The 11,977-nt window shown below is 55.7% G+C and carries 8 protein-coding genes, 2 tRNA genes and 2 rRNA genes; 5 read left to right on the forward strand and 7 right to left on the reverse strand.

Annotated elements, in window-relative coordinates; all coding sequences use genetic code 11:
• Positions 1-201 precede the first annotated feature (201 nt).
• From AADJ11_RS06130 to AADJ11_RS06150, 5 genes are all read left to right on the forward strand, one after another.
• A tRNA-Ile gene (locus AADJ11_RS06130) sits at positions 202-278 on the forward strand.
• A gap of 19 nt (positions 279-297) precedes the next feature.
• Positions 298-373: transfer RNA gene (locus AADJ11_RS06135), tRNA-Ala, on the forward strand.
• A gap of 635 nt (positions 374-1,008) precedes the next feature.
• Positions 1,009-3,839: ribosomal RNA gene (locus AADJ11_RS06140) — 23S ribosomal RNA — on the forward strand.
• Positions 3,840-3,929: 90 nt separating this feature from the next.
• A 5S ribosomal RNA gene (gene rrf, locus AADJ11_RS06145) occupies positions 3,930-4,044 on the forward strand.
• A 285-nt stretch (positions 4,045-4,329) separates the two neighbouring features.
• Entirely contained in the window at positions 4,330-5,721 is a 1,392-nt protein-coding gene (locus AADJ11_RS06150) for an MATE family efflux transporter (protein WP_341233683.1), read from the forward strand.
• 13 nt (positions 5,722-5,734) lie between these two features.
• On the opposite strand, the gene ccoS is transcribed toward AADJ11_RS06150, so the two are convergent.
• From ccoS to ccoO, 7 genes are all read right to left on the reverse strand, one after another.
• Positions 5,735-5,890, reverse strand: coding sequence for a cbb3-type cytochrome oxidase assembly protein CcoS (ccoS, locus tag AADJ11_RS06155; RefSeq protein WP_341233684.1), 156 nt, complete (start codon positions 5,888-5,890; stop codon positions 5,735-5,737).
• Positions 5,887-8,037, reverse strand: coding sequence for a heavy metal translocating P-type ATPase (locus tag AADJ11_RS06160; RefSeq protein WP_341233685.1), 2,151 nt, complete (start codon positions 8,035-8,037; stop codon positions 5,887-5,889). Before AADJ11_RS06160 ends, ccoS begins: the two co-directional genes overlap by 4 nt.
• Entirely contained in the window at positions 8,034-8,486 is a 453-nt protein-coding gene (locus AADJ11_RS06165; protein WP_341233686.1) for a FixH family protein, read from the reverse strand. Before AADJ11_RS06165 ends, AADJ11_RS06160 begins: the two co-directional genes overlap by 4 nt.
• Positions 8,487-10,034, reverse strand: a complete 1,548-nt coding sequence (ccoG, locus tag AADJ11_RS06170) for a cytochrome c oxidase accessory protein CcoG (RefSeq protein WP_341233687.1) — start codon at positions 10,032-10,034, stop codon at positions 8,487-8,489. It abuts the gene before it with no gap.
• 149 nt (positions 10,035-10,183) lie between these two features.
• Positions 10,184-11,047 carry a cytochrome-c oxidase, cbb3-type subunit III gene (gene ccoP, locus AADJ11_RS06175; protein ID WP_341233688.1) on the reverse strand — a complete coding sequence of 288 codons (864 nt, stop codon included), beginning with the start codon at positions 11,045-11,047 and terminating at the stop codon, positions 10,184-10,186.
• Positions 11,040-11,234 (reverse strand): cbb3-type cytochrome c oxidase subunit 3, encoded by a 195-nt coding sequence (locus AADJ11_RS06180; RefSeq protein ID WP_341233689.1) that lies wholly within the window; start codon positions 11,232-11,234, stop codon positions 11,040-11,042. The genes ccoP and AADJ11_RS06180 overlap by 8 nt, the downstream gene beginning before the upstream one ends.
• 11 nt (positions 11,235-11,245) lie before the next feature.
• Positions 11,246-11,971: a cytochrome-c oxidase, cbb3-type subunit II gene (ccoO, locus tag AADJ11_RS06185; protein WP_341233690.1), complete on the reverse strand. Its 726-nt coding sequence runs from the start codon at positions 11,969-11,971 to the stop codon at positions 11,246-11,248.
• Positions 11,972-11,977: the final 6 nt, after the last annotated feature.

Below are 11,977 nucleotides of genomic sequence, written 5' to 3' on the forward strand. Positions count from 1 at the left end.
TAACAAGGTAGCCGTAGGGGAACCTGCGGCTGGATCACCTCCTTTCTAAGGATGTTTCTAGTAAATGAGCTTGCTCATCTCGTGAAACACTTAGCAGGACAGCAAACAAAGCTGTCCATATTCGGTTACATCTTATGATGTAACTTGAACCGAGCCGTCCTCATATCTCTTCAGAACAAGAACACGAGCTACCGCTCGTATGGGTCGGTAGCTCAGGTGGTTAGAGCGCACGCCTGATAAGCGTGAGGTCGGAGGTTCAAGTCCTCCTCGACCCACCATATCCCCACGGGGAATGATGGGGCCTTAGCTCAGCTGGGAGAGCGCCTGATTTGCATTCAGGAGGTCAGGAGTTCGATCCTCCTAGGCTCCACCAAGCTTTTCCGAAAGGGAAAGCGTCGACCAAACAGGGTTTTGCGAAGCAAAGCACGAGTTGGTCAAAGGACAAGATAGTGATTAGATCGGCAAGCAGTTTCGACTGTTTGCCCGTCCAATCGGACGGTGCGACCGCGCATTGCTTTGCAATACGCTCATCGCATTGGTGACATTCCTTTGGAATGCACCTGATTGACATCGTAAAGAGAGATAAAGTTACTTTGAGAGTAATCTTAAAGTAACAAACAACACTGTTTGTTTACACCGAGTAAGGTTGTGAACTCAGTTGCTGCTCCCTCGGGAGCCGGCGTTTAACGGACTGTTTCCTCGGTCTTTTAGGCGTATCGCGATTGAAACGAACGTGTTGTCCAAGTCAAGTACACTAACCAGAGACATGACGCCTACTTCCTGCACGGAAGGTGGGCTAGATGCATGTCTCGCTGTCCAACCTATAGTGGTTGGGCGGGTAAAAAAGTATGCTTTTGATCTGGAATAAGGAAAGACAGTTTCTTACCAGCTTCTGTCTTCCACGTTAGACTGGTGTTCTACACTCTACCGGCCGTTGAGGGTCTAAATTATCCTCAAGTAGCCGAATAGGCGGTAGGACATTAAACCAGTCTTGCTTTTTCTGGATCAAATCAAGCGCGAAAAGGGCGTTTGGTGAATGCCTTGGCAGTAAGAGGCGATGAAAGACGTGATACTCTGCGATAAGCCATGGGGAGCTGAGAATAAGCTTTGATCCATGGATTTCTGAATGGGGCAACCCACCTGATATTTTGTTATTACTGCTCTTCGGAGCAGCTAATAATGAGGTAAACCAGGTATTTATAGACTGAATACATAGGTTTATAAAAGCAAACCCGGGGAACTGAAACATCTAAGTACCCGGAGGAAAGGAAATCAATTGATACTCCCCTAGTAGCGGCGAGCGAACGGGGACCAGCCGAGCCTCAATTGTGGTTAGAATGCGTTGGAATGCGCAACCAAAGTGGGTGATAGTCCCGTATAAGAAGCATGAGAGGACGTATTAAGTAGGGCGGAACACGTGAAATTCTGTCTGAAGATCGGAGGACCACCTTCGAAGGCTAAGTACTCCTTACTGACCGATAGTGAACCAGTACCGTGAGGGAAAGGTGAAAAGCACCCCGACGAGGGGAGTGAAACAGTACCTGAAACCGAACGCCTACAATCAGTTGGAGGGGCTTTACGCCCTGACAGCGTACCTTTTGTATAATGGGTCATCGACTTGGTCTCACAAGCAAGCTTAAGCCGTTAGGTGTAGGCGCAGCGAAAGCGAGTCTTAATAGGGCGTTGAGTTTGTGGGATCAGACCCGAAACCGAGTGATCTAGGCATGGCCAGGTTGAAGGTAAGGTAACACTTACTGGAGGACCGAACCCACATCCGTTGAAAAGGATCGGGATGAGCTGTGCCTAGGGGTGAAAGGCCAATCAAACTCGGAGATAGCTGGTTCTCTGCGAAATCTATTTAGGTAGAGCGTCATCCGAATACCCTCGGGGGTAGAGCACTGGATGGGTAATGGGGCCCCACAGGCTTACTGATCCTAACCAAACTCCGAATACCGAGGAGTACTAGATGGCAGACACACGGCGAATGCTAACGTCCGTCGTGAAGAGGGAAACAACCCTGACCTACAGCTAAGGCCCCTAATTCATGGCTAAGTGGGAAAGCAGGTGAGACGACCAAAACAACCAGGAGGTTGGCTTAGAAGCAGCCATCCTTTAAAGATAGCGTAACAGCTCACTGGTCTAAATAAGTTGTCTTGCGGCGAAGATGTAACGGGGCTCAAGCCATGAGCCGAAGCTTAGGATGCATTTATTGCATGGTAGCAGAGCGTAGTGTGACATAATTCCATGTCTCCTTAACCACTTCGGTGGGATTGGAGACGCGGAGTTTTCTGTGAAGCGGGCCTGTGAGGGATCCCGTGGAGAGATCACTAGTGAGAATGATGACATGAGTAGCGACAAAGAGTGTGAGAGACACTCTCGCCGAAAATCCAAGGGTTCCTGCTTAAAGCTAATCTGAGCAGGGTAAGCCGACCCCTAAGGCGAGGCCGAAAGGCGTAGTCGATGGGAACCAGGTTAATATTCCTGGGCCAGATGGAAGTGACGGATCTCGAGGGTAGTTCATCCTTATCGGATTGAATGGGCTGCTTAGAGGTCCCTGGAAATAGCTCCATCGTTAGATCGTACCCTAAACCGACACAGGTGGATAGGTAGAGAATACCAAGGCGCTTGAGAGAACTATGTTGAAGGAACTCGGCAAAATACCTCCGTAAGTTCGCGAGAAGGAGGCCCGGTTTCTAGGCAACTAGAGGCTGGGGGCACAAACCAGGGGGTGGCGACTGTTTATTAAAAACACAGGGCTCTGCGAAGTCGTAAGACGACGTATAGGGTCTGACGCCTGCCCGGTGCCTGAAGGTTAAAAGGAGGGGTGAGAGCTCTGAATTGAAGCCCAGGTAAACGGCGGCCGTAACTATAACGGTCCTAAGGTAGCGAAATTCCTTGTCGGGTAAGTTCCGACCTGCACGAATGGCGTAACGACTTCCCCGCTGTCTCCAACATAGACTCAGCGAAATTGAATTACCTGTCAAGATGCCGGTTTCCCGCGGTTAGACGGAAAGACCCCGTGCACCTTTACTACAGCTTCACACTGGCATTAGGCCGAACATGTGCAGGATAGGTGGTGGGCTTTGAAGCGTGAACGCCAGTTTGCGTGGAGCCTCCCTTGAGATACCACCCTTGTTCTGCTTGATGTCTAACCGCGGTCCGTTATCCGGATCCGGGACCCTGTGTGGTGGGTAGTTTGACTGGGGCGGTCGCCTCCTAAAGCGTAACGGAGGCGCGCGAAGGTTGGCTCAGAGCGGTCGGAAATCGCTCGTTGAGTGCAATGGCAGAAGCCAGCCTGACTGCGAGACTGACAAGTCGAGCAGAGTCGAAAGACGGCCATAGTGATCCGGTGGTCCCAAGTGGGAGGGCCATCGCTCAACGGATAAAAGGTACGCCGGGGATAACAGGCTGATACTGCCCAAGAGTCCATATCGACGGCAGTGTTTGGCACCTCGATGTCGGCTCATCTCATCCTGGGGCTGGAGCAGGTCCCAAGGGTACGGCTGTTCGCCGTTTAAAGAGGTACGTGAGCTGGGTTTAGAACGTCGTGAGACAGTTCGGTCCCTATCTTCCGTGGGTGTAGGATACTTGAGAGGAGTTGCCCCTAGTACGAGAGGACCGGGGTGAACGATCCACTGGTGGACCAGTTGTTATGCCAATAGCAGTGCTGGGTAGCTATGATCGGACAGGATAACCGCTGAAGGCATCTAAGCGGGAAGCCCCCCTCAAAACAAGGTATCCCTGAGAGCCGAGGTAGACCACCTCGTCGATAGGCCAGAGATGTAAGCGTAGTAATACGTTCAGTTGACTGGTACTAATGGCTCGATAGGCTTGATTTGATCCAGTAGAAGCAAGACTTTTACTAATCACTCAAAAGCATACACACATACATAACTGTACTGACTTGGACATTTGTTGAATTTATTCGGTTTGGTGGTCATAGCGTAAGCAAAACACCCGATCCCATCCCGAACTCGGCAGTTAAGTGCTACTGCGCCAATGGTACTGCGTCTTAAGACGTGGGAGAGTAGGTCACCGCCAAACCTAATAAGTTCAATAAATGCGTATCTCTCTAAACGATAACAATATAAAAAACGCCCGCCTAGGATAATCCCTAAGCGGGCGTTTTGCGTTAGAGGATAGCGAGACTTGACCCGGAACAGTTTCAACATTACTCAGATCGCAGGCCGTGGACGCCTGCCTCCCGCTGACGTTTGTCTTGGTTAAGTTCTACGCTCGATTATTTCTATTACCTCTTTCCGCATGTCGCGCGGATGGTAACGCGGGTCCCATCTCTAGCTGCGCGATCAAGCGAGAGAGATATGGGATATGTCTGATACCCCCACAAATACCTTCACCGATGGGCCGCTAGGCACCATCTATCTGAAAACAGCCTTGCCGATCATTGTCGTGATGGGGATGAACGGGCTTTTATCCGTTGCTGACGCGTTGTTTCTCGGCATCTATGTCGGCCCCGAAGCGCTGGCGGCGGTCACGCTGATGTTTCCGATCTATATGCTGATCGTCGCGCTCTCCACGCTGGTGTCGAACGGCATGTCCAGTTTGCTCGCTCGGTATCTTGGTGCTGGCGATTTGGAAGATGCCCGTGCTGTGTTTACCGGCGCGCACGGGCTGGCAATTGGGCTGGGTGCCTGCCTGATCCTGTCGTTCATCTTCCTGGGGCGGCCGATGACACTGCTCGCTGCTGGCGGGTCGGATGTTCTGGCCGAGATGGGCTTGGCTTATCTACGGATCACGGTGTTCTTCTCGCCGCTTCTGTTCATTCTATCGGTCAATTCCGACGCTTTGCGTAACGAAGGCCGAGTGGGTTTTATGGCCGCGATGAGCCTGCTGGTTTCTATTGCCAACATCGGCTTTAACTATGTTTTGATCGCCCTGTTAGACATGGGCGTCGCGGGGTCTGCATATGGCACTGCCGCTGCACAGGCGCTCGCTTTTGCGATTATTCTGGCTTTTCGTTTCTTGGGCGACACGTCGCTGCGGCCATCGACCTTACTGTATCATTCACTGAGAGGGGGCTGGGGCAGGATCCTTGCATTGGGCGCGCCGCAAAGCCTGAACTTCATCGGTTTGGCGCTTGGTTCGGCTGCAATTATGACGGCTCTACAATGGGTTGATAGCCCCAGCTACGCCGATACGGTTTCTGCTTACGGCATCATTACCCGCGTTATCACCTTTGCCTTTCTACCGCTTTTGGGGCTGTCCTTTGCAATGCAGACGATCACGGGCAACAACTATGGTGCAGCACTTTGGCAAAGATCGGATGCCAGCCTGCGGATCGCGATATGGATCGCGTTCATATACTGCCTTGTGATCCAGTTGCTGGTGACGCGGTTCCCCAGCCAGATTGCGGGCACATTTGTCGAAGACATGGGCGTCATTATTGAGGTGGCCCGCATCCTGCCAATCATGACCTGCGTCTTTTTCCTGATGGGGCCATTAATGATGGTTGCCGCATATTTTCAGGCCATCGGCTCGGCGACCAACGCCGCGATCTTGGGGTTGTCAAAAACCTACGTCTTTGCGATCCCGCTGACGTTCTGCCTGCCTGTTTGGTTTGGGGAGATTGGTGTCTGGTACGCAGGCCCGCTGGCCGAGCTCATGTTGCTCGCTCTTACGGGGCTGGTGCTTTGGCGCAGCGCGCAAGGGACCCAGCTGAAATGGGGTATCTTTCATCGTGAAAAGGCAGCGGCCTTATGAACACCTGAACCTGTTAGTCCTTGTCCGGTTCATCATCGTCCAGCAATAGCCGTGCGGCGCTGCCTTCGGCATCGTCGTACTGGCCGCTGCGCAGGGTCCATAGAAAACCGCACAGGCCCAAGCCACCCAAGATGATGGATACTGGGATCAGGATTAGCAGGACATTCATCGGACAAACCTGACCCGCATGGCGTTGAGGATAACGGTGATCGACGATGCGGACATGGCGATCGCGGCGAGCAATGGGGTCGCATAGCCGAGCAGGGCGACGGGAATGGCGATGGCGTTATACCCGGCGGCGATGGCAAAGTTCTGTTTCGACAAACGTGACGTGCTGCGTGCAATACGGATCAGCAGCGGGAAATCATCAAGGTTTTCGCGTAGTAATACAACATCTGCCGCGTTGCGTGACGCGTCCAACGCGGAGGACGGGGCCACGGAGGCATGTGCGGCGGCCAAAGACGCGGTATCGTTCAGCCCGTCGCCGACCATCAACACATGGTGCCCTTCGTTCTGTAATTCCGTCAGGTAGCTGTGTTTTTCCGTCGCGCTTATCTCGGCGTGAATATCCTGAACGCCAAGCTGGCGCGCGAGGGCGCTGACAGTTCCCTGCCTGTCACCGCTAAGGATTTGCGGCGGAATGCCCAAATCACGAAGCCCTTGAAGGGCCACATTGACCCCTTGGCGTGGGGTTTCGTGCAAGGGGAGTTCGACCGCAGGCTGTTCCCCGATTTTCAGCCCAAGCCCGTCAAACGATGCACCCAGCCATGCGCCCCGTCCAAGTTTGACGGTTTCACCCTCGCAAACCGCCTCCATGCCATTTCCCGAAATTTCAGTGATATCGGTAAGCGTTGCTGCTGACGCATCGGGCAACGCACCGATCAGCGCACGGGATACGGGATGGTCAGACGCTTGCGCCAACCCGCGTGCGATGGCGGCCTGTTCGGCTGTCAGATGATCCAACCGCGCACTGCCCCCGGCAAGGGTAAGCGTTCCGGTCTTGTCAAAAATCGCGACATCAACCTCGGCCAGACGTTCCAGCGCGGTGCCGGATTTGACCAAAAAACCCAACCCGTAGAGCCGCCCGATTGCCGCCGTGGCCACGGCTGGCACAGCCAGACCGAGGGCGCAAGGGCAGGTGATAATCAGCACGGCAACGGCGATATTCAACGCATGTCGGACGTCACCATCGATCAAAATCCACGCCACGAAGGACGCGAACGCCAGCAGATGCACCGCCGGCGCATAGATACGCGCCGCGCGGTCAGCGAGGTTGGTATAGCTGTTGCGGCTGTTCTCAGCCATCTCGACCAGATGCGCGACGCGCCGCAATGTTGTGTCATCGCCGACGGCGGTGGCGGTCATCTCGAACGGGGCGCCCAGATTAATCTCGCCGGCTTGAACCTGTTGACCTTTCGCCAGTGTGATCGCGGCGGATTCACCGGTCAGGAACGACCGATCTGAAAGCGCCTGCGCGCTGTCCAATCTGCCATCAACGGGCACACGCACGCCCGAGGGGATCAGCAAACGGTCACCGACAGCAAGGTCGGACACTGGCGTTTTGACGGCCTTACCGTCCTCGATCCGTTGGGCTTGGTGGACCTCAAGTGCGGCAAGTTCCTTGGCCGCGGATCTGACAGAACTGCGCGTGTGATGATCCAGATAGCGACCGATCAGCAAAAAGAACGTCAGCGAAAGTGCCGCGTCGAAATAGGCATGCGCGCCGCCGTTCAATACCTCGTACAGCGACATGCCTGTGGCCAGCAAGATCGCCAGCGAAATCGGCACGTCCATGTTCAACCCGCGCACCCGCAGGGCAGACCACGCGCTGGTGAAAAACGGTTGCCCGCAATACAGCACCGCAGGCAAGGAAATCGCGGCAGAGATCAGGTGAAACAGCTCGCGGGTGGTATCGGTGGCACCCGACCATATCGCGACTGAAAACAGCATGACATTCATCATGGCAAAGCCAGCCACCGCCAGACGCACCAACAGGTTGCGCCCCACGCTGTCTTGGCGTGTTTCAAGCATCCCGACATCCAGCGGGTAGGCGTCATATCCGATAGACTTTAGCGCCGCGACGATTGCGTCAGTGTCGATATCATCGCCATAAACCGACAACTGCTTGAGCGACAGATTGACCCGCGCGCTGTCCACATCGGGCATGGCGTTCAGCTTGCGTTCAACCTTGCCGATGCAGGCGGCGCAGTGGATGGTGGGCAGGGATAGGACAACAGCAGGGGCCGCATGATTTTCGGCGTGTTTCAACGCCAACGGGGCCGCAACGCAGCCCGGACATGCGGCAACCATTGTCATTTCTGCACCCTTACAATCACACGCTGTTGAAACAATGCCCCGTCGATCGACCGCATTTTCAGACGCAGGTTCCAGTTGCCTGCCCCCGCATCAACATCGGCCACATAGGATTGACCGTTGAATTTGAAATCCGGCGTTTGATCTGCGGCAACGCTGGTGGCGCGGCCAAAGATGGCCTCTTCGATCACGGGGGAAACCGGCGCGTCGCCTTTCAGAATGGTCAGCACCAGATGATCGCCCGTCAACGTCGCTGCGACATCCCAATTCAGCGCCTCTTGCGTCGCGCGGTCCGCGTCGAAACTTTGCGAGGCGACATAGGAATTCTTGACCTCAAGGCCCGGAAAGGTGCGCACGGCATTGAATGCCAGCGTCAGATTGACGGCGATGATGACACCAAAAGCCATCGCGAAGCCCGTGAAAACATGCCAGCCTTTAAGCTCGTGTTGCATCTAGTTTCCCTTTCCATTGAACGTTGTCGCTTTGGACGCACGTGTTTGTGCGGTGGTGTCTTCGACCCAGATACGCAGATCGGTTGCGGCGCTATTTGCCGCCTGATCTTGGGGGCGGGCCGTGACATAGACGCGCTGCAGAACCGTTGTATCCGCCGGAACATTCAGGGAAAGATCATCAGTCCCTTCCAGTTCGATGCGCAGGGTTTCATCGCTGCTCAGCCGCAGGCGGAAGTCGCGGTCTTCGCCTGACTTGTTGCGCAAACGCACGTCATAGATGTTGCGGATCGTACCGTCGGACAGGGTCACATAGGTCGGGTTCCGGACCGGGCTGACCGTCAGTTCAATATCAGAGCGGACAAACAGCGCATAGACAAGCCCCAGACCGATCAGCAGCCAAATGGCCGTGTATAGAATCGTGCGCGGCCGCAGGATATGTTTCCACAATGGTTTGACAGGCGCGCCCGCACGTTCGGCGGTTTCGTCGGACAGGGCCAGATAATCAATCAATCCGCGCGGTTTGCCGATCTTGTTCATGACATCATCGCAGGCATCAATGCACAGCGCACAGGTGATACACTCCATCTGCTGGCCGTTACGAATGTCGATACCCATGGGGCAGACGTTCACGCAGGCCATGCAATCGATGCAATCGCCTGTCTCGGCGACGGGTGCCAGAACGGGCGCGGCGGGCTTGTCGTCTTGGCGGTATGGCGTGCCGGGATAGCGTGCTTCGCCCGGGCCAGCGGCCTGCGCGTCAGCTTCGGCTTTCAGGGCTTGGGCTTTGCTGCGGCGGCGGTTGTTGCCCTTGCCACGCGGTTCACCGCGCCAATCGCGATAGGCGACGGTGATGGTGTCTGGGTCCATCATTGCGGCTTGGATGCGGGGCCAGGGGCACATGTAAATACACACCTGTTCGCGCAGGAACCCGCCAAAGATAAAGGTCGTCGCGGTCAGAATCGCGATGGTGATATAGGCCGCCGGATGCGCCGTGAGGCTGACCAGATCGCGGGCCAATGTCGGCGCGTCGGTGAAATAGAACACCCAAGCGCCACCCGTCGCCACGGCAATTGCCAACCACACCGCCCATTTCGTCAGGCGCAGCCGCCATTTGCGAAAGCCCCAGCTGGCTTTGTGCAGTCTGACGCGGGCGTTCCGGTCGCCTTCGATCCAGCGTTCCACAAGGATAAACAGATCGGTCCAGACGGTTTGCGGGCAGGTGTATCCGCACCAAACCCGGCCCAATGCCGATGTGAACAAAAACAACCCCAAGCCCGCCATGATCAGCAAACCCGCCACGAAATAGAATTCATGCGGCCAGATTTCGATCCAGAAGAAATAGAACCGCCGGCTGGCCAGATCGACCAAGACCGCTTGGTCCGGCAGGCTGGGGCCGCGGTCCCAGCGGATCCATGGGGTGATATAGTAAATGCCCAGCGTGACGATCAGGATCGCCCATTTGAAACGGCGGAAAAACCCCGTGACCTTGCGCGGAAAAATCGGTTCGCGGGGTGCATATAGGGATGGGGGGGATGTTTGATCGGTCATATGTTTCTTCCTGTTCGCCCCATTCCTTAGCCGGGTTCAGGGCCGCCCATATTGATCTTGATCAACAAACATCCCCGAAGCGGCAAGTTTTGCGAACAGGCACGCTTTCGGGGATGGACCAGTTGGGGACGCAACTGGTTGCTGCCGTGCTACTCTCCGCCTCCCAAAGAGTGCACGTATGCGGAAACGGCGCGAACGTCGGCTTCGGTCAGGCGCGGACCCCAAGCGGGCATCACTCCAAAGCGGGCGTTTTTCACGGTTTCGGTCAGGGTCTTGCGATCCCCGCCATAAAGCCAGATCGCATCGGCCAGATTGGGGGCACCCTGTGTGCGGTCACCCAATCCGGTGTCCCCGTGGCACACCGAACAATTGTCGGCGAAAACGGTGGCACCGGTCTCGGCCAGATTGGCGTCGAATTCGGCGTTTGACAGCGACACCACATGTTCGACCACGGCGGTAATCTCGTCTTTCTCCAGCATCTCGCCAAAGGCGGGCATCTGGGAATAACGCGCATCATCGTCTTGTTCGTTGCGGATGCCGTGGCGGACTGTGTATTCAATCTCGGCCATATCACCGCCCCAAAGCCAGTCATCATCCAGCAGGTTGGGATAGCCTTTGGCCCCAGCCGCACCTGACCCGTGACATTGCGAACAATTGGCGCGGAACACCGCACCGCCGCGTGCCACAGCATAACGGTTCAGATCGGCACTGGCGGGCAAGACGTCCATATCGGTCGCCAAAAGTTGCGTCACCAGATCGGCATTCTTGCCCTCATGGGCCGTAATCTCGGCCGCGACATTCGCGCGGGTGGACCACCCCAACAGGCCCTTGGTCGCCCCGGAAACCATCGGCCATGCGGGATAGGCAATCGTGTAAAGAATGCCCCAGATGATGCACAGGTACAGCGTCCAAAGCCACCAGCGCGGCAGCGGTGTGTTCAACTCTTCGATACCGTCCCAGCTGTGGCCGGTGGTGTCGGTGCCGGTGACGTCGTCTGTTTTGCCCTTAGACATGGTCATCCCCTTTATTCGTCATGCTTTTGGGTTTTGTGTCGTCGCCCAAGGGTATCTTGGCCACGCTGGCGTAAACCTTGGTGCTGCCGGGCCGAAAGGCCCACAGGACAGCGCCGGCAAAGAACAGGAACATCGCAAGCAAAACCCAGCTATCGGCGAGTTCGCGCAAGAAGGAATAGGTGTTCATTTCAGCTCTCCTTAGCGGCTGGCGTCTGGGGTGAAGGTCGAAAAATCAACCATGGTTCCAAGAACTTGGAGATAGGAAATTAGCGCGTCCATTTCCGTCAGTTCCGGTTGGCTGTCAAAGTTGGCCACGGCGGCACCGGGATAGCGTTCCAACATACCGTCATAATCGGAATCCGGGTCTGCCTGGGCGCGGAAATCTGCGCGGGCCTCTTCGATCTGTTCATCAGAATAGGGCACGCCGACAAACCTGTGGGTCTTCAACAGCGCCTCGATATGGGTCGGCTCGATCTGCGCGTCCATAAGAAAGGCGTATTTCGGCATGATCGATTCCGGCACAACGGATTGCGGATCGCTTAGGTGATCCACGTGCCACGCATCGGAATAGCGCCCACCGACGCGGGCCACGTCAGGCCCCGTTCGTTTGGACCCCCATTGAAACGGGTGGTCATACATCGATTCAGCCGCCAGCGAATAGTGGCCATAGCGTTCCACCTCGTCGCGCATGGGGCGGATCATCTGGCTGTGGCAGACATAGCAACCTTCGCGCACATAGATGTCGCGCCCCGTCAGTTCGAGCGGCGAATAAGGCCGCACGCCTTCGACTTCTTCGATGGTGTTTTCCAGCCAGAACAGCGGGGCGATTTCTACGATCCCCCCGACCGTGACCACCAGCAGCGATGCAACCAGCAGCAAGGTGGGGCTTTTCTCAAGGATGGCGTGTTTGTCGATAAAGGCCATTGTTTC

The sequence above is a fragment of the uncultured Sulfitobacter sp. genome, assembly GCF_964021855.1.
Taxonomy (GTDB): Bacteria; Pseudomonadota; Alphaproteobacteria; order Rhodobacterales; family Rhodobacteraceae; genus Sulfitobacter.

What these genes read in the sequence shown, in the direction of transcription:
- AADJ11_RS06150 (WP_341233683.1), top strand. Translation starts at nt 4,330, where the DNA reads ATGTCTGATACCCCCACAAATACCTTCACCGATGGGCCGCTAGGCACC.
- AADJ11_RS06180 (WP_341233689.1), bottom strand. Translation starts at nt 11,234, where the DNA reads ATGAACACCTATTCCTTCTTGCGCGAACTCGCCGATAGCTGGGTTTTG.
- ccoG (WP_341233687.1), bottom strand. Translation starts at nt 10,034, where the DNA reads ATGACCGATCAAACATCCCCCCCATCCCTATATGCACCCCGCGAACCG.
- AADJ11_RS06165 (WP_341233686.1), bottom strand. Translation starts at nt 8,486, where the DNA reads ATGCAACACGAGCTTAAAGGCTGGCATGTTTTCACGGGCTTCGCGATG.
- ccoP (WP_341233688.1), bottom strand. Translation starts at nt 11,047, where the DNA reads ATGTCTAAGGGCAAAACAGACGACGTCACCGGCACCGACACCACCGGC.
- ccoO (WP_341233690.1), bottom strand. Translation starts at nt 11,971, where the DNA reads ATGGCCTTTATCGACAAACACGCCATCCTTGAGAAAAGCCCCACCTTG.
- AADJ11_RS06160 (WP_341233685.1), bottom strand. Translation starts at nt 8,037, where the DNA reads ATGACAATGGTTGCCGCATGTCCGGGCTGCGTTGCGGCCCCGTTGGCG.
- ccoS (WP_341233684.1), bottom strand. Translation starts at nt 5,890, where the DNA reads ATGAATGTCCTGCTAATCCTGATCCCAGTATCCATCATCTTGGGTGGC.